This window comes from Rhizobium leguminosarum bv. viciae (assembly GCF_012276115.1).
Taxonomy (GTDB): Bacteria; Pseudomonadota; Alphaproteobacteria; order Rhizobiales; family Rhizobiaceae; genus Rhizobium; species Rhizobium leguminosarum_T.
The window spans coordinates 358,743-382,762 of record NZ_WIEU01000002.1 but is presented as its reverse complement, the minus strand read 5'-3'; the positions used below and the strand labels follow the sequence as shown (position 1 = coordinate 382,762).

General features: G+C 62.5%; 16 protein-coding genes. 7 read left to right on the top strand and 9 right to left on the bottom strand.

Annotation, left to right across the window (positions count from 1 at the left end; all coding sequences use genetic code 11):
* Nucleotides 1-74: 74 nt before the first annotated feature.
* Complete coding sequence (gene repC / locus GFM02_RS05040) at nucleotides 75-1,289, top strand: plasmid replication protein RepC (protein WP_168320989.1); 1,215 nt, start codon at nucleotides 75-77, stop codon at nucleotides 1,287-1,289.
* Nucleotides 1,290-1,468: 179 nt separating this feature from the next.
* Nucleotides 1,469-2,602, top strand: a complete 1,134-nt coding sequence (locus tag GFM02_RS05035; protein WP_168320988.1) for an RHE_PE00001 family protein — start codon at nucleotides 1,469-1,471, stop codon at nucleotides 2,600-2,602.
* Nucleotides 2,603-2,722: 120 nt separating this feature from the next.
* Here the strand turns inward: GFM02_RS05035 and GFM02_RS05030 are convergent, their stop codons facing one another.
* Genes GFM02_RS05030 through GFM02_RS05020 form a run of 3 tightly spaced genes read right to left on the bottom strand, consistent with a single transcriptional unit; the run spans nucleotide 2,723 to nucleotide 4,747 of the window.
* A complete protein-coding gene (locus tag GFM02_RS05030; protein WP_168320987.1) occupies nucleotides 2,723-3,433 on the bottom strand; it encodes a Bax inhibitor-1/YccA family protein in 711 nt (236 codons plus the stop codon).
* Between the two features lie 20 nt (nucleotides 3,434-3,453).
* Nucleotides 3,454-4,221, bottom strand: coding sequence for an anti-sigma factor family protein (locus tag GFM02_RS05025; RefSeq protein ID WP_163880991.1), 768 nt, complete (start codon nucleotides 4,219-4,221; stop codon nucleotides 3,454-3,456).
* A complete protein-coding gene (locus GFM02_RS05020) occupies nucleotides 4,208-4,747 on the bottom strand; it encodes a sigma-70 family RNA polymerase sigma factor (RefSeq protein WP_168320986.1) in 540 nt (179 codons plus the stop codon). Before GFM02_RS05020 ends, GFM02_RS05025 begins: the two co-directional genes overlap by 14 nt.
* Before the next feature lie 175 nt (nucleotides 4,748-4,922).
* On the opposite strand from GFM02_RS05020, the gene GFM02_RS05015 reads away from it, so the two are divergent.
* Complete coding sequence (locus GFM02_RS05015; RefSeq protein ID WP_131662451.1) at nucleotides 4,923-5,231, top strand: hypothetical protein; 309 nt, start codon at nucleotides 4,923-4,925, stop codon at nucleotides 5,229-5,231.
* A 41-nt stretch (nucleotides 5,232-5,272) separates the two neighbouring features.
* Here the strand turns inward: GFM02_RS05015 and cueR are convergent, their stop codons facing one another.
* The 5 genes from cueR to GFM02_RS04990 all read right to left on the bottom strand — a co-directional run bounded on the left by cueR (nucleotide 5,273) and on the right by GFM02_RS04990 (nucleotide 18,555).
* A complete protein-coding gene (gene cueR, locus GFM02_RS05010; RefSeq protein ID WP_020052886.1) occupies nucleotides 5,273-5,662 on the bottom strand; it encodes a Cu(I)-responsive transcriptional regulator in 390 nt (129 codons plus the stop codon).
* A gap of 9 nt (nucleotides 5,663-5,671) precedes the next feature.
* Nucleotides 5,672-8,191 carry a heavy metal translocating P-type ATPase gene (locus GFM02_RS05005; protein WP_168320985.1) on the bottom strand — a complete coding sequence of 840 codons (2,520 nt, stop codon included), beginning with the start codon at nucleotides 8,189-8,191 and terminating at the stop codon, nucleotides 5,672-5,674.
* Between the two features lie 107 nt (nucleotides 8,192-8,298).
* Nucleotides 8,299-10,908, bottom strand: coding sequence for a malto-oligosyltrehalose synthase (gene treY, locus GFM02_RS05000; protein WP_168320984.1), 2,610 nt, complete (start codon nucleotides 10,906-10,908; stop codon nucleotides 8,299-8,301).
* A 103-nt stretch (nucleotides 10,909-11,011) separates the two neighbouring features.
* Nucleotides 11,012-13,090, bottom strand: coding sequence for a penicillin-binding protein 1C (gene pbpC / locus GFM02_RS04995; RefSeq protein WP_168320983.1), 2,079 nt, complete (start codon nucleotides 13,088-13,090; stop codon nucleotides 11,012-11,014).
* Entirely contained in the window at nucleotides 13,087-18,555 is a 5,469-nt protein-coding gene (locus tag GFM02_RS04990) for an alpha-2-macroglobulin family protein (RefSeq protein WP_168320982.1), read from the bottom strand. Before GFM02_RS04990 ends, pbpC begins: the two co-directional genes overlap by 4 nt.
* Nucleotides 18,556-18,753: 198 nt before the next feature.
* Between GFM02_RS04990 and msrA the strand changes: the two genes are divergently transcribed.
* On the top strand, nucleotides 18,754-19,458 hold the full coding sequence (gene msrA, locus GFM02_RS04985; RefSeq protein ID WP_168320981.1) for a peptide-methionine (S)-S-oxide reductase MsrA: 705 nt from the start codon (nucleotides 18,754-18,756) through the stop codon (nucleotides 19,456-19,458).
* A 229-nt stretch (nucleotides 19,459-19,687) separates the two neighbouring features.
* Complete coding sequence (locus GFM02_RS04980) at nucleotides 19,688-20,128, top strand: response regulator (protein ID WP_026265589.1); 441 nt, start codon at nucleotides 19,688-19,690, stop codon at nucleotides 20,126-20,128.
* A gap of 26 nt (nucleotides 20,129-20,154) precedes the next feature.
* Here GFM02_RS04980 and GFM02_RS04975 read toward each other — a convergent pair whose 3' ends face one another.
* Nucleotides 20,155-20,895, bottom strand: coding sequence for a TetR/AcrR family transcriptional regulator (locus GFM02_RS04975; protein ID WP_020052893.1), 741 nt, complete (start codon nucleotides 20,893-20,895; stop codon nucleotides 20,155-20,157).
* A gap of 270 nt (nucleotides 20,896-21,165) precedes the next feature.
* Between GFM02_RS04975 and GFM02_RS04970 the strand changes: the two genes are divergently transcribed.
* Both GFM02_RS04970 and GFM02_RS04965 read left to right on the top strand, forming a co-directional pair.
* Nucleotides 21,166-22,365 (top strand): multidrug effflux MFS transporter, encoded by a 1,200-nt coding sequence (locus GFM02_RS04970; protein ID WP_168320980.1) that lies wholly within the window; start codon nucleotides 21,166-21,168, stop codon nucleotides 22,363-22,365.
* Nucleotides 22,366-22,502: 137 nt separating this feature from the next.
* The gene (locus tag GFM02_RS04965; RefSeq protein ID WP_168320979.1) at nucleotides 22,503-23,810 is read left to right on the top strand and encodes an MFS transporter; all 1,308 of its coding nucleotides are present in this window, start codon (nucleotides 22,503-22,505) and stop codon (nucleotides 23,808-23,810) included.
* Nucleotides 23,811-24,020: the final 210 nt, after the last annotated feature.

Below are 24,020 nucleotides of genomic sequence, written 5' to 3'. Positions count from 1 at the left end.
TCGAATCACTGTCAAGCGTCTTCGGCATCCTTTTGGGTGGTAGCTTTCTTTTGCCTTGAAAAAAGGTGAGGGACATGGAGCCTCAATATGTATCGACGCCCTTTGGGCGGCGATCGATGACACGTGGCATGCTGGCAAGTCAGGAAAGCGCCAGCAAGGTCGATCCGGACGCATCGATCGACAAGTGGAAGATTTTTCGTGCGCTCTGCGAAGCAAAGGACATGGTCGGCGTATCGGACCGTGCCTTGGCTGTTCTCAACGCGCTGCTGACCTTCTACCCGAAGAACGAGATTGCCGAGGCCAACGGTTTCGTCGTCTTTCCGTCGAACGAGCAGCTGTCGCTTCGCACGCATGGCATGGCAGGCACGACGTTGCGGCGGAACCTGGCGATGCTGGTGGAAGCCGGCCTGATCATCCGGCGGGATAGCCCGAATGGGAAACGTTTTGCCCGCCGTAACGGCGAGGGGGGGCTTGGTGAAGCCTTTGGCTTCAGCTTGGCGCCACTCCTGGTGCGCGCGCGAGAGATCGAGGCGCAGGCGGCTCAGGTGATGGCCGCCAAACTCGAATGGAAGCGCCTGAGGGAGCGCCTGACACTTTGCCGGCGTGACATTACCAAGCTCATCGAGATCGCGCTGGAAGAGGAGATTGCCGGCGAATGGATCGAGATGCAGAAGCATTTCAATCTGCTTTCCGCAAGCCTGCCGCGCCGCCCGTCGGCTGCCGAGATGGAAAGCCTGCTGGGCGATCTCGAAGCGCTCCGGGAATTGATCGTCAAGACGCTGGAATCGAAGTCGAAAACAGAAAAAACAGACGCCAATGATAACCAAAACGGTCGGCACATACATAATTCAAACCCACACCCTATATCTGAACTTGAACCAAGCTTCGAACCGAAGCAGGGCGCAAAGTCGGAGGAAGAACCGCAGCCGTGGCGGGAGCCGCCGAAATCCTTCCCCCTTGCCATGGTGCTGCAAGCCTGCCCGGAGATCATCGCTTATGGCCCGGGCAGCGGCATCGGCAGCTGGCGCGATCTGATGGCCGCGGCCGTCATCGTCCGCTCCACTCTTGGCGTCAGCCCCAGCGCCTATCAGCTGGCCTGCGATGTCATGGGGCCGGAAAACGCCGCCACGGTCATCGCCTGTATTCTGGAAAGGGGCGGACATATCAACTCGGCCGGCGGCTACCTGCGTGACCTGACGCGGCGGGCGGAGCGTGGCGAATTCTCGCTCGGACCGATGCTGATGGCGCTGATGCGGGCAAATGGTCCGACGACGAGGAAAACCGGATGAGCCGCTATGAAAAAGTTTCGCGCCAGCTGCGACGACTAGAAGCATATGCGCCGGTCGATCAGCCATCTTAGCGGCTTCCTTTTCCGCAGTTTTGTTGAAATACGCCGTTAACCATGTCATACATGGCGGAAGGAAACACGTGTTTTGCTTCCATTTGTGGAAAACTGTAAAGCTTAACAATGCGCTACGATATCGACGGTATAATGCTTCAAACCCTGCTTCCAGCCCTTGCCGCGGCGGAGGATACGGTGGCGCGGCTGGACGAGCGAGTGTTGCGCTCGCCGGTCGGCCAGGGATTTGCCGAACGCAGCCATTTCTTCGACGCCGCCGGCGCGCTCTGGGTGGCCGGCGAACTCGTGCATGTCGAGGATCTCGTTTTGCATGATGCGCATATGGATAGCCGCGCTCCCACCCACGAACTGACGATCGCCCATTCCGTGCTGCGGGCACGTCGGCGCATCTGGACAGGCGAACCCTCCTGGGCACTCGGCGTCTCGGGTCTTGCGACGCTGACTGTGACGGGCGGGGAAGGGGAGGGGAAGGTGCCGGACACGAAGAGCCCCGCAGCTCCGGTCGAGACCGACGAGGAAGGCGAGGATGAGAGCGGCCCGCTCGCTGCCGAGATGGCGGAGATCGATGCGCTTCTTGCCCGCTCGCAGAAGCTGCTCGATATCCATACGGGGAAAACGCCGCCAAGCGAGACGGCTGCCCTTACCCCAGCAAGGCGCAACGAAGATCCTCTCGGCTTGCTCGGTGACGACGAGTGGGACGAGGAACAGCGGCTTGCGGAGTGGCGAAGCGTCCAGCCATTGGCCGATAGCTTGCCGCCGGTTCTCGGCGCCATCATCCTCTTCGAAGCCTGGGAAAGGATCGAGCCGTTGCGGCGGCAGCACTGGCTGGGCGGTCTTCTGGTCGCAAGCCATCTACGCGCCCGAGGCAAGGTCGCCTCGCATCTGTTTTCTTTTTACGGCGGGCTGAAGCTGGTGCGCCATGAGCGTCGTCGGGCACGCGATCGCGTCACGCGGCTGCAAGCCTTTCTGGAGGCGATGCACCTGGGCGCTGTGGCCGGCCTCAAGGAAATCGACCGCTTGACCTTGGCGCGCACGCAAATGGAGCTGCGCTTCCGTGGCCGCCGTTCGAACAGCAGCCTGCCGGAACTTGCCGATTTCGTCCTGTCGCGGCCAATGGTCTCGGCGGCGATGATCGCCCGTCATCTGCGCATCACACCGCGCGGTGCGCTGAACCTCGTCAATGAGATCGGCATTCGTGAAATCACCGGCCGGGGGCGCTACCGCGCCTGGGGCATCATTTGAAAACGAAAACGGCCGGGCGTTGGCCCGGCCGTTTCCTTTGGGTGAGCACCCAGCCCGCCATCCTGTCACAGACTGCAGACTAGGCGCTCTTGCGCTTCCATTGCCCCCAGAAGCGCAGTCCTATTCCCGCTCGCCGGTGAAGTTGAGCAGAAGCTGGAAGATGTTGACGAAGTTCAGGTAGAGCGAGAGCGCACCGAAGACGGCGAGCTTCTGGTTCGATTCCTGATCGTAGTTTTCCGAATACTGTTCCTTGATGTTCTGCGTGTCGTAGGCGGTGAGGCCGACGAAGACGGCGATGCCGATCACCGAGATCGCAAACTGCAGGGCGCTCGAACCCAGGAAGATGTTGACGACAGCGGCGATGATGACGCCGAAGAGGCCCATCATCAGGAATGAGCCCATGCGCGAGAGATCACGCTTCGTCGCATAGCCGTAGAGGCTGGTGGCGCCGAACATCGTCGCGGTAATGAAGAAGGTCCGCGCGATGCTCGCCCCGGTGAAGACCAGGAAGACGGAAGCGAGCGACAGGCCCATCACGGCGCAGAAGGCCCAGAAGGTGATCTGGGCGGTGCCGGCCGACATCGTCTGGATCTTGAACGAGAAGAAGAAGACGAAGGCGAGCGGGGCAAGCATCACCACCCACTTCAGCGGCGAGCCGAAGATCGGTACGTAAAGTGCCGGCGTCGAGCCGACGACAAAGGCCACCAGGCCTGTGATGACGAGGCCGAGAGCCATATAGTTGTAGACGCGCAGCATGTGCTGGCGCAGGCCCTCGTCGAAGAGGGCTTGGGAGCCGGCGACGGCGCCGTAGCGGGGATTGATCGGGTTCATGCTGATCTCCTCGGTTTGAATTAATAGAGCGAGCGGGCGAGCCGTTCGGCCGCCTGGTCGAGATTGAGACCGCTATCGTCGGCGATCAGCGCATAAGCGACCTCGCCGATCTGCCAATAGGCGGCTTCCGCTTTTTCCAGCGTGAGATGACTGACCGGCTTGACCTCGAAGGCGCCCGGACGGACGGCAAAAAGCGACAATTGCTTTCCATCCGGTTGTTCGATCGCCATCTCGACGCTGGGGCCGAATTCCGACGGGAAGATCTGCACGTCGGCGACCTTCCAATCCCTGGGCAGTTCGGGCATCACGATCGCCGTGGCGGCGCGAATATCGTCGGGGCTATAGGTGGCCGGCGTCTGCGGAGGCATCGATTGGCGAAGCGCCGCGGTCTGATAGGCGCGGACGGCATCCTCGACATAGGCGGGTGCCGGAACCGATGCCACCACCTCGGTCGCCGAGAAGGCGCCGAAGGAATTGTGCGCCACCCAGCCGGCAGCGATCAGAATGCCGACGGCGGCAACGCGCTGCAAGGAATGGAAGATGCGGCCATAGGAAAGGCCACGTTCCAGCCGGCGGGCGGCATCGCGGGTCTCGGGCCGGCCGAAGGCACTTTCGCCGGCAAGCGCCAGGCGCAGTTCGCCCTTCATGCTGAGGTCGGCCATGACCTTGGCGGCAATCGCCGGATTCTCGGAAAGATAGGATTCCACCTGGATGCGACGGGCGACATCGATCTCGCCATCCACATAGGCGTCGAGATCAGCATCTATGATCGGATCAACTGCTTTCATTGCCGTTCCCTCCGATTATTCTCAGATGTGAAACCCGCGGCGTCTTCTCCTCGAATTCGCGCAGTTGAGCGCGGGCGCGGGAAATGCGCGACATCAGCGTCCCCACTGGAATGCCAAGCGCCTCGGCCGCCTCCTGGTAGGAAAGGTCTTCAATTGCGACGAGCTGCAGCGCCTCGCGCTGTTCCTCCGGCAGATCGAAGAAGGCGTCGCGCACCTGCTGAAGGCGCACGGCATGCTCCTGGCCGGCCGGCAGCGACTGCTCGGCTTCGACAGCCGCCTCGTCGTGGCGGCGCGTCAGCGACCGGTTTTGGCGAAGACGATCGACATGGGCATTGTGAAGGATGGAGAGCAGCCAGGTGCGCAGGTTGCCGCCGCTGCGGAAGCTTTTCCGCTTTTCGAAGGCGCGCACCAGCGCATCATGCACCAGATCCTCCGCCTCGTCCGAATTGCGCACCAGCGAGCGAGCGTAGCGCCTCAGCGCTGCGAGCTGTCCGATGACATCGAAGGGGCGGTCTTTGCGTTCCATGATTGAGTATACGGAAATGCGGCGGATTTTATTCCCGGCGGGCGTAAAAAATCATGCGGGGCCGAAACCGTCGCCGGATCATCTCAAATATCCCTCGGGCGCCTTAAATCCGCGATTGTTTATGACAATCACATGACAGATCATGACGCCGCTGATTTGAGGGGGAAAATCAAGAATGAAGGAAAAGAAGCGAGTCTACGAAGCTCTCGTAGACGGCGCCATGGAAGGGCTGACCGATCAGGCGCTCTACGATTTCGTCAAGGCGCGTTGTCCGAAGGCCACCAGCAGGAAGATCGTCCGGGCCTCGCTTCTCGCCCTGACTGATCCTCATCTCAGGGACCGCAATATTCTCGACGTGATCTATGCGCTCGCGATCAAGCATCGGCTGGATGACGGCGTACTGGACGACAGCGAAGACGAGGGGCCTGACGAGCAACCTCAATCCTCACAGGCGGCCAACCAGAACATGCCCCAGCTTTCCTGATGCAGATCATCTGAAACGCGACGCCTGCTCTCCTGAAGTGATCAGCTGCCGTCCGAAAGCTCTTCGAGGATCGGACAGTCCGGCCTGTCGTTGCCGTGACAGGCATGCACGAGATGTTCCAGCGTGCGACGCAGTTCCGTCAGTTCGCGGATCTTGCGGTCGATCTCGGCAAGCTTAGTCTCAGCAATATCCTTGACGTCGGCGCTCGCCCGGTCCTTGTCCTCGTAGAGCGCCAGCAATTGCCGGCATTCCTCGACGGAAAAGCCGAGGCCGCGCGAGCGCTGCAGGAAGCGTAGTTTGTGGATGTCGGTTGCGGCATAGTCGCGATAGCCGTTTCCGCCCCTTTCGGGGCGGATGAGACCGATATCCTCGTAGTAGCGGATAGTCTTCGAAGGCAGGCCGGACCGGTCCGATGCTTCGCCGATATTCATCGCCGTCTCCTATAGTTTTGCAAAGCGCAGTCTCAGCGCATTTGATATCACCGAGACGGACGACAGGCTCATTGCCGCCGCCGCGATCATCGGCGACAGCAGCAACCCGAAGATCGGATAGAGCATGCCGGCCGCAACCGGCACGCCGAGCGCATTATAGCCGAAGGCGAAGCCGAGATTCTGGCGGATGTTTTGCATCGTCGCCTCCGCCAGCCGCCGCGCCCTGACGATGCCGTTCAAATCGCCCTTTACCAATGTGATGCCGGCGCTTTCCATCGCGACGTCAGCGCCGGTACCCATGGCAATGCCGACATCGGCGGCGGCAAGCGCCGGCGCGTCGTTGACGCCGTCGCCGGCCATGGCGATGATGGCGCCCTTGGCACGCAACTCGTCGATCAGCGCCTTCTTGCCTTCCGGAAGCACATCGGCGCGCACCTCGTCGATGCCGAGGCTTTTTGCCACCGCGCGTGCCGTGCGCTCGTTGTCGCCCGTCGCCATGATGATCTTCAGACCGCTGTCGTGCAGCGCCTTAATGGCGGCTGCTGTCGTCGGCTTGATCCTGTCTGCAACGGCGACAAGGCCGGCAAGCGCTCCGTCGAACACCACGAACATCACCGTCTTGCCGTCGCCGCGCAGGGCTTCGGTCTTCTCGGCAAGTGCGGCCGGATCAATGCCGAGATCGGCGAGCATCGCCGCATTGCCGAGCGCCACTGTTGTACCGCCCGCAAGACCCTGAACGCCCTTGCCGGTCTTTGCCTCGAAGCCGGTGACTTCCACGAAGAGGACACCGCGCTCCTCGGCGCCGGAAACGATTGCTTCGGCCAGCGGATGTTCGGAGCCGCGCTCCAGGCTTGCCGCCAGCGACAACAGCCTGTTTTCCGCGATCCCGCCGAAGGCGACGATATCGGTAAGCTTCGGCCTGCCTTCGGTCAGCGTGCCGGTCTTGTCGACGATCAGCGTGTCGACCTTGGAGAAACGCTCCAGCGCTTCGGCGTCCTTGATCAGCACGCCTTCCTGCGCGCCGCGCCCGGTCGCGATCATGATCGACATCGGCGTCGCAAGGCCAAGCGCGCAGGGGCAGGCGATGATGAGAACGGCAACGGCGGCAAGCAGCCCATTGGCCATGCTCGGCTCCGGGCCGATCGCTGCCCAGACGAGGAAGGCAAGGATGGCGACGGCAACCACCGCCGGCACGAAGACGGCCGACACCCGGTCGACCGCACCCTGGATCGGCGCTCGCGAGCGTTGCGCCTTGGCGACCATGTCGACGATACGCGACAGCACCATATCGGCGCCGACCTTCTCGGCGGCCATCACGAAGGTGCCGTTCTTGTTGATCGTGCCGCCGGTCAGCGGGTCACCCTTCGACTTCTCCAGAGGCAGGGGCTCACCAGTGATCATCGATTCATCGACGGTCGACTGGCCTTCGAGGACGGAGCCATCCACCGGCACCCGCTCGCCGGGGCGCACGCGGAGGCGATCACCAGGCTGGATTTCGTCCACCGGCACGTCGTTTTCGCTGCCCTCGGCATCGATGCGCCGCGCAGTCTTCGGCGCAAGATCGAGCAAAGCGCGGATTGCCGAGCCGGTGCGTTCACGCGCTTTCAATTCCAGCACCTGGCCGACAAAGACCAGCGCGACGATAACGGCTGCCGCTTCGAAATAGACCGGTACGGCATCGCCATGGCCTCGGAAGCTCATCGGGAAGATGCCGGGCGCGAGCGTGGCGACGACGCTGTAGACATAGGCGGTGCCGACGCCGAGACCGATCAGTGTCCACATATTCGGGCTGCGGTTGACGAGGGACGCCAATGCGCGGCGGAAGAAGGGCAGGGCCGCCCAGAGCACCACTGGCGTTGCCAGTAAGAGTTCGATGATGGTCGCCTGCGGTTCGCCGATCGTTTCCCGGAGCGGCAGGCCGAACATCGGCCCCATGCCGAGCGCCAACAAAGGTATGGCGAGAATGGCGCTGACCCAGAGCCGCCTGATGAAATCGACGAGTTCCGGGTTCGGGCCTTCGTCCTCAGGCGGAATGCCCATCGGCTCCAGCGCCATGCCGCATTTCGGGCAGTCGCCGGGACGATCGCTAACGACTTCCGGATGCATCGGGCAGGTATAAAGCGTACCCTTGGGTGCCGGCTGTGCCGCTGGGCGGTTGCCGTTGCGATAGGCTGCGGGGTCGGCTTCGAACTTCGCTTGGCAGGCGGCCGAGCAGAAATAGAATTTCTCGCCATTGGCTTTCAGAAAGTGTTTCGCCGTCGAGCGATCGACGGTCATGCCGCAGACGGGGTCCGTCGCGCTTAGGTAATCATGCGGCGCAGCCGCAAACTTCGTCCGGCAGCCTTCGGAGCAGAAATGATAGGTGCGGCCGTCATAATCGAGCGAGGGCTTGCCGACCTGGGGGTCGACCGTCATGCCGCAGACAGGATCGCGGATCACCGCCCCGGCAAGCTTCTCCTGATCATGACCGGAGCAGCAATGATTATCCCCTTTGGCGTGGCCGTGATGGTGATCGTGTTTAGTATCCATGACTATCTCCTATGCCCCGGAGGGCCGTTGGATAAGCTTATCCACCTTCCAGTGACTGGAAGGTCAAGCGCTATTTTCATGGATTCGACTTTTGCGACGGCTGATCGTCAGATCGGGGTGATCAGCCCGATCGGCTGGCTCCCGAGCAGAGTGGCGACTGAAATGCTGCCCCCGGGCTCGATTGTCTTTCCGGTCACCAGATCGGCCTTCAGACCATGAAGCGGGGAAGGGATGGCGATCGCCGTATCCTCCCAGAATTCAGGACCGGCAAAGAGCACGCCCGGATCGAGCCAGCCAAACATCAGCCGCGGGGCGGCGACGATAGCGAAATCATCCTGATGCACCCGGGCAAAAGCAAGCACATGGTCGCGGCGGTTGCCCGTCACCTTCAGCGGCAGATAGTCGCCTCTGGCAAAGAGATCCGCCTGCCGTTGGCGTAGCTGCAGGCCGATCCCGACAAGGCGCTGCTTCAACGCCGCCGCCTGCAGCTTGGCGATCGGCCCGGATTCGGCCAGCCAAGCCGTCAGCGGCTGATGATCGACCGGCCGGCGGTTGTCGGGATCGACGAGGCTGAAATCGAAGCCCTCCGCACCCTGGTAGATATCGGGAATGCCGGGGGCCGTCAGCTTGAGCAGCGTCTGCGACAGGCTGTTGAGGTAACCCGCCGCGATGAAAGGCTGCAGTACCCTTTCGAAATCCTCGAGGAAGACGTCATTGTCAGGCGAAACCAGTGCCGCAGCATAGGTGGCGACCGCTTCCTCGTAAGCGGCATCCTGTTCTGTCCAGCCGCTGCGCAGTTTCGCCTCGCGCACAGCCTTGACCGCATAATCGGTGAAGCGTGCGCGGAGTTCTTCCGTCTGTCCTCGGTCGAAATCCTCCGGCCAGATGCCGGCCAGGGCCTGATAGAACATCCATTCGACATTCGGCTCCGGCGCTGCGCCCTCCGGCAGATCCTTCAGCCACGGCCGGTTCATGTCGCGCCAACGCTCGACCGCCTGTGCAAAAACATCCGCGCCCTCGCTCAACGCATAAAGCCTTGCGCGCGCATCCTCGCCGCGTTTGGTGTCGTGGGTGGCGCTTGCCGAAAGCCCATGCGGCTGCAGCCGCGCCCGTTCGGCCATGCGGCGGTGGAATTCCTCCGGGCCGCCTGGCGCCTTGCCCGGTTCGCCGCCGACTTCGTTTGCGGCAAGCAGCCTGTTATAGCGGTAAAACAACGTGTCCTCCGTCGCCTTCGCCATCACCGGCCCGCTCAATTGCTGGAAGCGGATACGGAAGTCGTGGGCCGCGTCACCTTCGACCTTGCCTTCGAGAAGCTTCAGCACATGGTCGCATGCTCGCCGGTCGTCGAGCTGCGCCATGGCTTGCGAGGCGGTCGCCGCAAGCACCGCTGAATCCTGCCAGGAAAGCGGACCGCCGTCGCCATAGGTGCGGTAGACGGGAAAGGCGATCAGCAGTTCGCTGAGGGCGGTAGCGATCTCGTCTCTTTTCACCTCGGGAAAGATGCCTGCCGCGATCGACACCAGCCTGTCGGTCTCGCCGGCGAAATTGCGTTCGACCATCAGTCGCTTGGCAATCCGCCGGCCCTCCTCGAGATTGCCCGTTTCGCCGGCGATGCTGCGATAGGCATCGTCCAATATGCGCAGACCGCCGCCGTCGATGAACAGCTCGCTCAGTGCGGCGATGAATTCATATCCCGTGGTGCCGGCAACCGGCCAGCTCTCCGGCAGGACCTCACCGGCGCCAAGGATCTTTTCCACGACGATAAAGGTGTCCGGTCCGGACGCCTCCCGCAGCCTGTCGAGATAGGCCCTGGGTTCGGCGAGCCCGTCGACATGGTCGATGCGCAAGCCCTGCACCTTGCCGTGGCGCACCAGCTCGATCACCAGTCGGTGCATGTCCTCGAACACGGGGGGATCTTCGACGCGGATGCCGACCAGTCCAGTCACCTCAAAAAAACGGCGATAGCTCAGATGTCGTGCCGCCTCCTTCCAATGGGTCAGCCGCCAATGCTGCCCCTCATGCAGGTTTCTCATGAAATCGTGGTCGGAGGAGACGTCATTGAGTTTTTGCCGGAGAACTGCCCGATCGCCGCCTTCGAAGAGGATATCGCGCATCGCGCGATTGAAATCCTCGCCGGAGGTCACGGCCGCTGCTTCCGCCATTCTGGTGGCAACCGGATCGTCGAGCCGATTTGCGATCGCTCCGTAACTCCCGGGGTTCAGCGGCAACAGCGTTTCGAAATAACCGAAGGCGAAATTGCCGTGAGTTTCGTCGAGCGTAATGCGCAGTTCGCCGTCGGCCAGTGCTCCCTCGAAATCCTGGCCGAGCTGCGGCAGGGTCAGCGGCTCGCTCCAGTCGACGTCGAAATGACTGAAATAGGCGCTTTGCCGGCCAAATGTCAGCACGTCGCGCCACCAGCCGTTTTCCGGCGAGGCCGCCATGTGGTTCGGAACGATGTCGAGGATCAACCCCATGCCTGCGGAGGCAAGGCTTTCCGCCAGCCGTTCGAATCCTGCCCGGCCGCCGAGCGCCGGGTCGATGTCGTTGGCGTCTGTCACGTCATAGCCGTGGGTCGAGCCGCTGACGGCGGTGAAGATCGGAGAGGCGTAGAGGTGGCTGATGCCGAGCGTCTTGAGGTAGGGGACGAGGTCGCAGGCGCGATCGAAGGCCATGCCGTTGCGGAATTGTATCCGGTAGGTCGCTGTCGGAAGTGTCATGGGGCCGTCTGACGTTGGAAGGACATTGTCCCCAACGGTTGCAGTGCGGCTTTTGTTCCCTTACCGCGCAGCGGGTCCTTTCAGACGCGCAAGGAATGATGCGCTAGTCGATGAAAACGCCGACGCTTGCGGCGCGGCCGGTCGAGTCGATGACGGTCAGTTTGGAGTAGCCGCCGCCATCGGGCAGCCATTGCTGGATGCGCCGGCGGGAGAGGTCGGGCAGCGGCTTGCCGTTGGCAAGCCAGCGGAAGGGCGCGCGGCCGCCCTGAAGCTTCAGCATCAGCGGTGACAGGTTGCCTTGCCCAGCGCCGAGATCGACATGCGCGCCCTCTGGCGGATAGATGATCTGCGGTGCGGCCTCGCGGCCGGAGGCGAGCAGGCCGCTGGCATTGAGTGCGAAACGCCGCTGACTGATCGGCAGCTCGGACTGGGCGATCCGCACGGCGCCCGCAGGCGGGCGGGGCAGCGGCGTCGTCGCGATGCCGGATTTGGTAAAACCTTCAAACAGGATCGGCGCGGCGGTGCCATAGCCGGTCAACCCCGGCACGGCGCTGTTGTCAGGCCGCCCGACCCAGACGCCGAGCACATAGCGGCCATCATAGCCGACCGACCAGGCGTCGCGATAGCCGTAGCTCGTGCCGGTCTTGTAGGCGATGCCGCGCTGCGGCGCGCCGGCGGGCGGAATGACGCCGGAGAGAATATCGGCGACGTTCCAGACCGCGACCGGTTCCAGCAGCGGTTCGCCGTCGAGCTTGGCCGGTGCGCCGGTGACGCCGTCGCCGAGCCTAACCGGCTGACCGCGATTGGCAAGCGCCGTATAGAGCTGCACCAGATCCTTCAGGGTAATGCCGACGCCGCCAAGCCCGATCGCAAGCCCCGGCGCCTCATTCGGCGGCAGGACCGGGCGCACTTCGGCGCGGCGGAAGCGCACCATCAGCCGCGACGGCCCGACGGCATCGAGCAGCTTGACGGCCGGCACGTTCAGCGAAAGCTGCAGCGCCTCGCGCACGGTGACGTCGCCCTGGTAGCTCATGTCGAAATTGCGCGGCCGATAACCGAAGAAATCGGCGGGCCGGTCTTCGATGATCGTCTCCTGAGACACCAGGCCCTGCTCGAAGGCGAGCCCGTAGATGAAGGGCTTCAACGTCGAGCCCGGCGAGCGATTGACGCGCGTCATGTCGATCCAGCCGGAGCGGCTGGCGTCGAAATAATCGGCCGAGCCGACCTCGCCGACGATCGCGCCAGTCTGCGCGTCGGCCATTATCATGGCGAGCGAAAGCTTCGGCCCGAGCTTCATGGCCGCTGCCCGCGCAACCGCCTCCAGCCCCTGCTGCACCTGTTTCTTCAGCGTCGTCTGATGCTTGAGAACCGTTGGCTCCTTGCGCAGTGCGGCTTCGGCGACATGGGCGGCAAGTGCCGGCAACTGCATGCGCCGCGGTGGGACCGTGACACCCTCGGCCCGCTCCGCTTCGCCGTCGCCAACGGCCTCGGCGACCGCGACGCGGTCGAGCACACGCTTGCGCGCGGCCTCGGCTGCCTTCAGATTGCGGTCCGGCCGGCGCCGTTCCGGCAATTGCGGCAGGGCGACGAGCAGCGCCGCCTCGGCGACCGTCAGGCGCCGCGGTTCCTTGCCGAAATAGGCAAGGCTTGCGGCGCGCAGGCCTTCGAGATTGCCGCCATAGGGCGCATGCGTCAGATAAAGGTCGAGGATCTCTTGCTTCGACAGCCGCCGCTCGATCTGCACGGCGCGCACCAATTGCAAGAGCTTTGCCGAAAGCGAGCGCCCTTCGCGCGGCTCGATCAACCGCGCCGCCTGCATCGACAGCGTCGAGGCGCCCGAGACGATGCGGCCGTTGCTGACCAATTGCATGGCGGCGCGCCCGAGCGCCCAGAGGTCGATGCCGCCGTGCTCGTAGAAACGCTGGTCCTCATAGGCGATCAGCATGCGCAGGAATTGCGGATCGACCTCGGGGACCGTCGTCTTCAGCCGCCAGCGGCCTTCCGACGTCGCAAAGGCACGCAACAATTGCCCGTCGGCATCCAGCACTTCGGCCGACACAACATTCGCCCTCTCCAGAGGCGGCGGAAAGGCTCTGTCGGCGGCATCGAGCGCAAAGAGAGCCGTGCCGGCAAGAAGGATGCCGGCCACGGATCCGATTGCAAACTTGTGCCGCCGCCTCATTGTTGCACCGTCACGACCTCCATCTTGCCTGTTGCCGTGCGGGCCGAAAGCTCCGGCCGGTACATATCCTCGACGTTTGCGGCCGGGTGGTCGTAGGTGCCGGGGGTGACGGCGCGCACGACATAGGCGACGTTGAATTCGCGGTTGTCGCCGGCTGCACGGTTGAAGGCAGCGACGAAGCGGTCGTAGCGGAATTCGGTATGGGCAGCGGAGATCTCGCCGATCCAGTCGAAATTCGTCATCTGGGCGCTGTCGACGAGGCTAGGATTGTCGATCTCGAAGCCGGCGGGCAGAAGGTCGGTAATGACGATGCGCGACGGCCAGTCATTGGTTTCGCGCACACGGATGACGACGACGTAGCGTTCGTTCTGCTTCGCCTCGCTGACATTCGCCTCTTCACCGTCGAGCGTGTAATAGGTCCGCTCGATGATGAAGCCGTCGCCGCCGGCCGGCAGCGGCACTGTCGGGGCGGCAACGGTGGTGACCACAGCCGAAACCGTGTCGTTGGTCTGGTTGGTCAGCGTCAGCGGATGGTCAGCCAGGGCATCGCCGGTCATGCGTGCCATATAGGCACCGGTGTGTGCGGCGCCATTGACATCGACCTTGAGGCCATCGTCACCGCCCTGGATGGCGCGCGCAGCAAGCAGCATCCAGGTCTCTTCCTGCGTGCTCTTGTATTTGCTGCGCTGCCATTCCTTGCCGACCGCCTTGGCGAGTTCCGGGATGACGGGCGGCACCGGCCGGCTTTCGGCGGCAAGCGCCAGGATCGCGGCGCCGTCGCGCAGGATCGTGCCGTAATCGGTGCGCGACAGGTTCACGCGCGACACCATCGATTGTTCCGACATCTGCAGCGCGTCGAGGAAAATATTCTTCGAACGCTGCGCATCGCCGTAGAGCGCCAGCGCGGCGGCGATATGCGCCTTGGCGAGCGGCGTCGGGAAATCGTTGATCATCGTATCGGCATAGTAGCGCAGATCGCTGATCGCGGCCTTCTTGTTGCGGGCAAGGACGTAGATGGCATAGGCGATCTGGTCGCCCTGGCCCTTGATGTCGGTGGTGTAGGACAGCGTGTTCTGAAGGTTTTCGAGCGCCTGCACGAAGGCTCTTTCCGGCACGTCGTATTTCATTTCGCGGGCCCGCGTCAGGAAATCGGTGACGTAGGAATCGAGCCAGACATCGCCCGAATCCGGTCCCCACAGGCCGAAGCTCCCGGCTGAGGCCTGATAGGAGAGCACGCGGTAGATCGCATCCTGCACGCGCTTCTTCATATCATCATCGTTTGCCATGCCAGCCTGCTTCGCCACCTCGGCGAGGTAGAGGAGCGGCAGCGCCCGACTGGTGGTCTGCTCGGCACAGCCGAGGGGATAGCGGTCGAGCGTCATCAGGAGTGCCGGGATGTCGAAGGCGGCCGAACGGGTGACGTTGACGCTGATCGAGGCGCCGGGCAGCACGCTGTCGGCAAGCAGGTTCTTGTCGACGGTGAGCTTTGCCCCCGGCTTCAGCGCCAGCACCCGCCGTTCGGTGATCGGCAAGGAGGCTGGTCGCACCGGCACGTCGACCGTCTGGTCGAGCGAAAGGCCGGAGGCGTCGGAGAGGTTGATCGAGACGCTGCCGGCGCCCGGCTGTTTGCCGATGAGCGAAAGCGTCAGCTCGGATTTCGCGCCGGCCTCGAGGCGGATCGTCTGCGAGGCGGATGCCTGCTCGATGCCGACCGCGTCATTGCCGGTCAGCTGCAGTTTATAGTCGCCGGCCGGTGCATCGGTGTTGGCGATGTCGAGGCGCAGATTGGCCTTGTCGCCAGGCGAGAGGAACTTCGGCAGGCTTGCGGTCACCACGACGGGATCGCGGATGATGACATCCTTGACGCCGTGGCCAACGCCTGATTTCGACCAGGCGACCGCCATGACGCGCGCCGTGCCGTTGAACTGCGGGATGTCGAAGGAGACATTGGCCTTGCCTTCGGCGTCGAGCTTCACCGGCCCGGAGAAGAAGGCGACGAGCTTCTGCGTCGGCGGGCTTGCCTGCAGCGCGATGGCACCGCCATCGCCGCCGGTCCGGAGCTTGCCGGTCGCACCCAGCGAGCCGTCGATCAGGCGGCCGTAGAGGTCGCGGATTTCAAGGCCGAGCTGGCGCTGGCCGAAATACCAGTCCTCCGGGTTCGGCGGTTCGTAGCGCGTCAGGTTGAGAATGCCGACATCGACGGCGGCAACCGTCACATAGGCATCCTCGTTGGCGCCGGCACCCGCCACCTGCAGGCCAATGTTTAGTGGCCCGCGCGGCAACATCTTTTCGGGTGTGTCGAGCGTTACCTGGAGCGCGCGCTGTTCGGGGTCGACTTTCAGCCATTTGATGCCGATCGAGCGCATCGGCATGTGGCTGTCCTGGGCGTCGCCGGGACGGAAGAGCGTGGCGGTCACATAAGCACCGGCACCCCAATCAGCCGTGACGGGGATGTCGATCTCGCCGCCGGTCTCGCCGATCGTGGCGTTCTGTACGGCAACCAGCTTTTCGGTTCCCGCCGTCACCATCAGCTCGCCGCCATGGCGCGAGGTGACTTTCAGCTTGGCGGTGTCGCCGATCTTGTAGCTGTCCTTGTCGAGGGCGATTTCCAGCCCGTCGGGTGTTTCGGTCGAGGTCGAGCTCACGAACCAGCCGGCGTCGAATTCGACGCTGGAGGTCGGACCGTCGGCATCGGGGCTTTCCACTTCGAGGCGATAGCGGCCCCAGCCCACCGGCACGGAGATCTTGCCGCCGTCCATCGTCGCGTCGACGCCGCCGTTGGAGACCTGCTCGGCGGTGTAGACCGGCTCGTATTTCCAGGCCGTTCCCTCGCGATACCATTGGTATTGCCGGTTGAGGCTGTAGAATTTCCAGCGCAGGCCCTTCGCCTCCTGCTTCTGTCCATCGGCATTCACGCTGATCACCGTGAAGTTGGCGATCGAGTTCTCCGGCAGATCATCGGAAAATTCCGGCTTGATGCCGATCGACGCGCGCTCGTTCTTCACCGGAATGGTCAGGGACCGCTCGATGGCCCGCCCGCCCGCCTCCTGCATGCGCATATAGACGGTGGCGTTCAGCAGTTGCGTCGTTGCCGGCAGTTCGCTGATGGTGAGATCCGTCGAGGCTTCGCCATTCTCGTCGAGTTCCGGCAGGCCGTCGATCGGCTGGCGCGAATCCTCGCTCGCTTCTTCGTCGGCAAGCCCGAAGAGGAAGCCCTTATAGGCAGCACTCTCGCGCGTCGGCTTGACGACGACGTCGCCTTCGAGCGTCAGGCCGGCGGCCGGGGCGCCGTAGAGATATTTGCCCGAAACTGTGATCGTCGCCGGCGTGTCCGGACCGACTTCCTTGGCCTCGGTCTTGATCTCCATGTCGGTGCGATCGGGCACGAAATCGTCGACGAGGAAACTCTTGGTGGCGATCGCGCTGCCCTTGGGATCGGTATAGATGTTCATGGTCCAGGTGCCGCGCATGGCGTTTTCCTGGGTCGGGAAATCGACGGTATAACCGCCGAGATTGCTGGTCTGGCTGACGATGCGCCGGTCCTCGACACCGTCCGGGCGGCTGAAGATGAAGGTGAGCGGCAGGTTCTCGATGGCGTTGCCATCGGTGTCGCGGGCGAGCGCCTGCGCATGCACCGTCTCGCCGGCGCGGTAGATGCCGCGTTCGGTAAACGTCAGCACGTCGATCGCGCCGGGTGCCGCGCGACCCGTCACGCCGCGGTCGGAAAGGTCGAAGCCGGCGCGCGTCATGTCGAGGAAGACGTAGTCCGAGGTCTCGTTCCTGGCGGCAATGACAGCCGGCGTCAGCGCTGCCGTGCCCCGGATCAGGCCGGCGGTGAAGGTGGCGCGGCCGTTTTCGTCGGTCGTCGCGGTGCCGAGCACTTCATTGTTCTTGGCAAGCAGCTGCAGCTCGACGCCTGCGATCGGCTTGGCCGAAGCGAGCGAGCGGGTAAAGACGTTGAGCCCGTCCGTGCCGGCATAGGTGGTGACGCCGATATCGGAGACCAGGAACCATTGCGTCGCCTGCGAATCCCACTCCTCCGCCGGGCCGTTCGCCGCCGTTGCGGTCATCACGTAAATGCCGGGCTTGCGCTCGGGCAGCGCCTCGTCGACCGGAAAACTGGTGACGATGTCCTTGTTGAGTTCGTTGGCGATGTCGATCGAGCCCTGCCAGACGAGCTCGCCGCTCTGATCCTGGATGTTCTGGGCGCTGTAGCCATCGAGCTGAGACAGGAATTGCGAATTGGTCAGCAGCGGCGCAATGGCGCGATCGCCGATGCGGTAGAGTTTGAGGTTGGCCGAAGTCATGTTGACCGAGACGATCGGGATGCCGCGGCGCGCCGTCGACGGCAGCACGAAGCTGTCGCCGGTGAAGCGCACCATCTGGCTGCGGTCCTTGATGTAGACGTCGATGCTGACGGGTGCTTCCAGCACCTCGTCGACGGCGGATGGCAGGCCGGTACGGAAGCCGATCTTGTAGGTCTGGCCATGCGTCAGCCCCTCGACGCAGATCTGCTTGTTCTTGGTTTCCAGCGCTTTCGGCGCTTCGCCGTTCAGCGTCACGAAGGGCGTGTAGTCGGTGGTCTTGACGAGCGCTTCCGAGAAGGTGACGCAGGCCCGTGGCGTGGCGCTGTCGGCGTCGACCGTGTGTTCGGTGATGCGGAAGCCCTGCGTCGATTTCAGCTGCAGGTAGGCCGCCTGCACATCCTTGGCGCCGACAAGCGCCAGGCTCGCCTTGTAGGCGTCGAGCGCCGGGCGGTAGTTGGCATTCCGCTCCAGCGCAGTGGCGAGCACTGCCAGCGCCTCGGCACGTTTGGCGGTGGTGCGCGTCAGCTCGTAGCCGTTCAGCGCGTCGAGCACGGCCTGTCCGGTCGTGCTGCTCTCGGCGCTGCCGAGCGAGGCTGCGGCGCGGGCGGTTTCGAGCCAGAGATCGGCGTCGTCAGGCGTGATCGACAGCGCGCCATGGAAGGACTTCAGCGCGGCGGCCAGGTTGTTGGCGGTGAGGTCGAGGCGGGCATTGGCCGTCAGGCTGTCGACGCCCTGGCCCTGCTGGTCGTCGGCGAGGGTGAGATTGTCCTTGAAGTCGTGGGCCTGCTGGATGAGATCGTTGCTCAGGAAGGTCAGGCGCGGCGCAGCACCTAAATCCCGCTCCTGCTGGCCGGCCGTTTCGACGATCTTGCCGGCGATCGCGCCGGGGAAGGCGTTCATCGTCTTGAAATCGGATTTGAGGAAGCACCATTTCACCTTGGGATTGTAGGTGAAGGCCTTGCAACTCCTGTCGCCGATGCAGGAGGTCTTGCACTGATCGAGCGAGACGTTCTGTTCGGTGCGAAGATCAAAGCCGAAGAAATCGGCGTCCTTGATCGTCTGGATGTCGCGCTTGGTATCCGCAGCGGCTGCGGGAAAACTGACGGCGATCATGGAAAATGCGATTGTGGCGAAAGCAAAGAACGAGCGCACGGACATAGGTTCCCCCCGGAATGCTGGCTCTGACCGGCGGGCACTGTCCTCACTCCTCACGAGATTGTCAACTCAAGTTGAGCGCTGTTTCATCTTCACACAGGCGCTTTCGTCTGGCGGTCACATCGGCGTGAGTGACCGGCTTGTGATTTGCGAGTTTTGCAAGGATGAGCAAGGATTTGGGCGATCACAGGAGGTAACGCGATGTCCACGTCGTTCCACCGCAGGAGCCTTGCCGCGCTCTTTGCCGCCGTTGTTTTCTCGCTCGGTGCGAGTGGCGCAGGCGCGGCCGAGGACGCCGTCGTCATCCCGCCACCAGCCGTCGACGAGGCGGCCGGCTCAGGCACTGAGACTGCCATTTTCGCCGGCGGCTGTTTCTGGGGTGTCCAGGGCGTCTTCCAGCATGTGAAGGGTGTCGAGAGCGCCGTCTCCGGTTATGCGGGCGGCGACGCTAAAACGGCGCAATACGAAACCGTCAGCACCGGCTCGACGGGCCATGCCGAAGCCGTCCAGGTGAAATTCGACCCGAAACAGGTCACCTACGGCAAGTTGCTGCAGATCTTCTTCTCGGTGGCGCACAACCCGACCCAGCTGAATTTTCAGGGTCCGGACCGGGGAACGCAGTACCGTTCGGCGCTGTTCGTTACCGATCCAAAGCAGCGCAAGGTCGCCGAGAATTATATCAGCCAACTCGACAACACGCATGTCTTCCCGCAGCCGATCGTCACCAAAGTGTCTGAAACCACGGGCTTCTATCCGGCCGAAGCCTATCACCAGGATTTCCTGACGCTCAATCCGACCTATCCCTATATCGTCTACAACGACCTTCCGAAAATCGAGAACCTGAAGTCGCTGTTTCCCGCCGACTACCGCGGCAAACCGGTCCTGGTGATGAAGGTCAAGGGCTGATTAACCCTGTCGGTGCTGGTTTTAGCGGGACGGCGATGGTGTCGCCTTTTTTCGTATCAGCTTTATGCAATTAAGGATTTATCAACGTTAACAATATCTTAAATATAAAATTCGGCGCTCCATCGCGGAACATATCGTCGACTTGCCCGTTACTGCCATGAGTTTCGCGTCGGATAGACTGCCGGAGCGGATACCTCTTTCGAGTTATGCGTAACCAAGGGGACGTATCATGGCCACCAATGTCGTGCGGCGCTGGCAACGAGATGATCTCATGAAACAGAGAGTATTGATCGTCGAAGATGAATTCCTAATCGCCCTCGATCTCGAGGCGACGGTGGAAGGCATGGGGATGCAGGTTGCCGGCCTTGCGAATGATCGCGAACAGGCGCTGCGGCTGGCGCCGCTTGCCGACATTGCTTTCGTCGATGTCAATCTCGCCGACGGCCCCACCGGGCCTGAGATCGGCCGGCGGCTGGCGCAGGAGCATGGCATTGCCGTCGTTTTCATGACCGGCAATCCCGAAGTGGTGGCTGACGGCGTGAAGGGCGCGGTCGGTGTGGTTCAGAAGCCGGTCATGCCTTCGGTTGTCGAACAGCTGGTGAAATATCTTGCCGCGCGCCGTGTCGGCATGTTCGCGGTCGTACCCTCACAAATGACGGTTTTTGCCTGATCGGACTGCCTGATCGTAGGGCCTGATCAGCCGGATATGGCTGCGAGCTGCCGCGGATGGCCAGCCTTTTCCGCGTCCGGCCTGCCATAGGCCTTGAGAAAGGTATGGACGGCGTTGCGCGCCGCCTTTTCCAGTTCTTCGTCGGTGGGCGTGCCGCCGAGAAGGATCATCATCTGCAGATCGGCATTGCCGAGCGCCACGAACTGTCTCGCGGCGACGTCGAAATCGTCGATGACGAGCGTGCCCTTGTGAGCAAGCCTGGCGAAAAGTGCGGAAAGTGCCGTGGTCAGCTTGCCCGGCCCCTGCTGGCGCCAGCTTTCGAAGAGGTGCGGATATCGCTCGCCCTCGGTCTGCACCAGCTTGCGCAGGAATTTTCCGTCGTGGTTGCAGATGCAGTTCTTGTTGAGGCGCACGGCAAACGCCGTCAGTTCGTCCTCCAGATTGTCGGCGTTAGCCGGAAAGGTGGACAGCACGGAGAAGAGCATGGCGTTGGCGCGGTTCATGACGTCTTCGACGACGGCGACGAACAGCGTTTCCTTCTCGCGATAGTGATTGTAGATCGTCTGGCGCGAGACACAGGCGACGGCGGCGATCTCGTCGATGCTGGCGCCGGCAAAACCCTGGCGGCAGAATACATCGGCCGCGGCATCAAGGATCGACATGCGCTTGGCGCATTGTCCACGCTGCGTATGCCCCGTCATCCGGACTGCCGGTGTCATGCGATCTTTCATGAGAGCGAAGATAAGACGTCTTGACGTTTTAGACAATGGCGTCTAACTTTACATCCGTGTCCAAATTTGTTGACACTCCTGGTTCGCCGCTGAGATATGAGCTCCCAACTTCGTCTTCGCGCGAACGATCATCATTGAAACCGCGCATCGGCCCGAGAATCGGAACCGATTTTCGGAAAGCACGATGCGTAGATTTAAAGTGTTGGAGCGTCCTTTTGCGTCCGAAAGGACGCACGGCGCTCTCAGAGCAATGCCGCGGAGCGACGATACGGTATTTCCGCTGCGCTTTTATGAAAGATCACCATTATGACGGCTCCCTTCTTTCGCATTGCCCTCATTCTCGGCCTTCTGTCGGCCATCGGGCCCTTTGCCATCGACATGTATCTGCCTGCGCTGCCGTCCATCGGCCAGGACCTGCATGCCGATAACAACGTCACCCAGCTCACCCTTCTCGCCTTCTTCATCTCCTTTGCGCTCGCCCAGCTGGTTTATGGTCCGCTGTCGGATATGTGGGGCCGCAAGCTGCCGCTCTATCTCGGCATCGGCCTCTTTTCCGTCGCCTCGATCGGCTGCGCGCTGGCGACCGATATCGAAACCCTGATCGCCTTCCGTTTCGTTCAGGGTGTCGGCGGTGCCGCCGGCATGGTCATTCCGCGCGCCATCGTTCGCGACATGCATACCGGTGTGCAGGCCGCTCGCCTGATGTCGCTGTTGATGCTGGTCTTTTCGATCTCGCCGATCCTGGCGCCGCTGACGGGCAGCGCCGTCATCGAGTTCTACGGCTGGCGCGGCGTATTCTGGGCCGTGACGATCGCAGCCTTCATCGGCCTCGTCCTGCTCGCCACCCAGCTTGACGAAACCCGTTCACCGGCCGAACGTAGCGGCAGCGGTCTGAAGAGCGCCATGGCGGCCTACCGCCTGCTGCTTGCCGACCGCAACTTTCTGACGCTGACCTTCATCGGCGGCCTCGGCATTTCGAGCTTCCTGGTCTATCTCGCCAACTCGCCCTTCGTGCTGATCCAGCATTACGGGCTGACGCCGACGCAATACAGTTTCGCCTTCTCGATCAATGCCGTGTCCTTCTTCGCGGTATCGCAGGCGACGGGCTGGCTCGGCGAGCGTTTCGGCCTTGTGCGCGTCATGCGGATTGCGGTCAGCGCTTTTGCCCTTGCCATGGTCGTCATGGCGGTGGTGATGGCCGCGGGCTTCAACCAGCTGCCTGTCTTGGCGACCTTCCTGTTCATCGGCTACGGCTTCCTCGGCCTCGTCATCCCGACGAGCGCGGTGCTTGCGCTCGAGGATCACGGCGAGATCGCCGGCACCGCCTCGTCGCTGATGGGCACGTTGCATTTCGTGATCGCCGCCGTCGCCATGGTCATATCGAGCGTCTTCTTCGACGGCACAGCCGTTCCGATGGCCGCCGGCATCGCGCTCTGCGCCTTCGCAGCCTTCGTGCTGACCCAGGCAACGATCGGCCGCCGCGCCGCCGTCGCCGCTGCTGAATGATCAAAGAGACCGTACCCGGCTTCGGGTACGGTCACATCATCAGGGTTGCGGCTGCGAGAAAATGCCGCGCACAATTGAATATCTGCCGGCCGCTCTATTTATCCGATCCCGAAGCATGGTCATACCGGAGAATACTTATGGTCGACGAGAAGCGGCTGATCTCGAAAATCACCTGGAAGTTGATGCCGTTTCTCGGCATCCTTTATCTCATCGCCTATATCGACCGGCAGAACGTCAGCTTCGCCAAGCTGCAGATGGTCGATGCTCTCGGAATGAGCGAATATGCCTATGGTCTCGGCGCATCGCTCTTCTTCATTGGCTACTTTCTCTTCGAGGTGCCGAGCAACCTTTTCCTCGACAAGCTCGGCGCCCGTGTCTGGTTTGCACGCATCCTAGTCTCCTGGGGCATCGTCACCGTCGCTCTCGCCTTCACGCAGAACGCGACGATGTTCTATATCCTGCGCTTTCTGCTCGGTGTCTGCGAAGCCGGCTTCTTTCCCGGCGTCCTCTATTTGCTGACGCTGTGGTTTCCCTCGACCTATCGCGGCAGGATGGTCGGGCTGTTCATGATCTTCAGCGCCATCGCCAATGCCGTCGGTGCGCCGCTCGGCGGCATGCTGCTCGATCTCGACGGCCTCTACGGCTTTGCCGGCTGGGAGTGGGTCTTTCTGGCGACGGGCGTTCCGGCTGTGATCGCCGGCATCGTCACCTTCTTCTATCTTCCCGGCCGGCCTGAAAATGCAAGCTTCCTGAGCGGCGAGGAGAAGCAGTGGCTCGAACGAAGGCTCACTTCCGAAAATGCCGGTATGGGCGAGAATGCCGGCAACGGCTTCAAGGCGCTCATCGACCCGCGTGTCCTGCTGATGGCGCTCTGCTATATCGCCTTTCCGCTTTCGGCCTATGGCCTCAGCTATTGGCTGCCGACCATCGTCAAGGCTTTCGGCGTCAGCAACACGGTGAACGGTTTTCTCAACATCATTCCCTGGGTGCTGGTCGCGATCGCGCTCTATGCCGTTCCCGCCATGGCCGACAAGGCGCAATCGAAGACGCCCTATATCGTCATTCCGGCTTTCATCGGTGCCGCCTGCCTGCTGCTCTCGGCGCTGATCCCGAACCACACTTTGCAATTCGCCTTCCTCTGTGTCGCCGCTGCCGGGATCTTCGCGCCCCAGCCGGTGTTCTGGAGCCTGCCCTCTCGTTTCCTGAAAGGCGCGGGGGCTGCGGCGGGCCTCGCCGCCATTAATTCCGTCGGAAATCTCGGCGGCTTCGTCGCCCAGAACGTCGTGCCCTGGATCAAGGAAGCGAGCGGTAGCACGATCGCGCCGATGTTCTTTCTCTCGGCCTGTCTTGCGGTCGGCGCCCTGCTGGTCTTCGTCGTCACGCGTCAGCTGTCACAGAGGGAGCATCCGGCGGCTCCTCGCTCAGTTGCCCGGATTCGTCAGTGAACTATTCTATGATTTCGTCCTGGAAAGCGCAAAGCAGTCCACCAACATTTGATCCCGTGGTTGCGCATCGCCGCCGCGAAACAAATGTTTTGATGCAACATCAATAGCTTGTCGTTCAATTATCGGATTCATTAGCACAACACGGTACAGCCGCCGTGACGTCTGATACCTCCAATCCGAACAGCGTTCTCAGCTTGGATGGGCAGTGTC

Excerpts from the sequence above, each read along its gene's own strand:
- repC (WP_168320989.1), top strand. The coding sequence starts at position 75 with ATGGAGCCTCAATATGTATCGACGCCCTTTGGGCGGCGATCGATGACA.
- GFM02_RS05035 (WP_168320988.1), top strand. The coding sequence starts at position 1,469 with ATGCGCTACGATATCGACGGTATAATGCTTCAAACCCTGCTTCCAGCC.
- GFM02_RS05030 (WP_168320987.1), bottom strand. The coding sequence starts at position 3,433 with ATGAACCCGATCAATCCCCGCTACGGCGCCGTCGCCGGCTCCCAAGCC.
- GFM02_RS05025 (WP_163880991.1), bottom strand. The coding sequence starts at position 4,221 with ATGAAAGCAGTTGATCCGATCATAGATGCTGATCTCGACGCCTATGTG.
- GFM02_RS05020 (WP_168320986.1), bottom strand. The coding sequence starts at position 4,747 with ATGGAACGCAAAGACCGCCCCTTCGATGTCATCGGACAGCTCGCAGCG.
- GFM02_RS05015 (WP_131662451.1), top strand. The coding sequence starts at position 4,923 with ATGAAGGAAAAGAAGCGAGTCTACGAAGCTCTCGTAGACGGCGCCATG.
- cueR (WP_020052886.1), bottom strand. The coding sequence starts at position 5,662 with ATGAATATCGGCGAAGCATCGGACCGGTCCGGCCTGCCTTCGAAGACT.
- GFM02_RS05005 (WP_168320985.1), bottom strand. The coding sequence starts at position 8,191 with ATGGATACTAAACACGATCACCATCACGGCCACGCCAAAGGGGATAAT.
- treY (WP_168320984.1), bottom strand. The coding sequence starts at position 10,908 with ATGACACTTCCGACAGCGACCTACCGGATACAATTCCGCAACGGCATG.
- pbpC (WP_168320983.1), bottom strand. The coding sequence starts at position 13,090 with ATGAGGCGGCGGCACAAGTTTGCAATCGGATCCGTGGCCGGCATCCTT.
- GFM02_RS04990 (WP_168320982.1), bottom strand. The coding sequence starts at position 18,555 with ATGTCCGTGCGCTCGTTCTTTGCTTTCGCCACAATCGCATTTTCCATG.
- msrA (WP_168320981.1), top strand. The coding sequence starts at position 18,754 with ATGTCCACGTCGTTCCACCGCAGGAGCCTTGCCGCGCTCTTTGCCGCC.
- GFM02_RS04980 (WP_026265589.1), top strand. The coding sequence starts at position 19,688 with ATGGCCACCAATGTCGTGCGGCGCTGGCAACGAGATGATCTCATGAAA.
- GFM02_RS04970 (WP_168320980.1), top strand. The coding sequence starts at position 21,166 with ATGACGGCTCCCTTCTTTCGCATTGCCCTCATTCTCGGCCTTCTGTCG.
- GFM02_RS04965 (WP_168320979.1), top strand. The coding sequence starts at position 22,503 with ATGGTCGACGAGAAGCGGCTGATCTCGAAAATCACCTGGAAGTTGATG.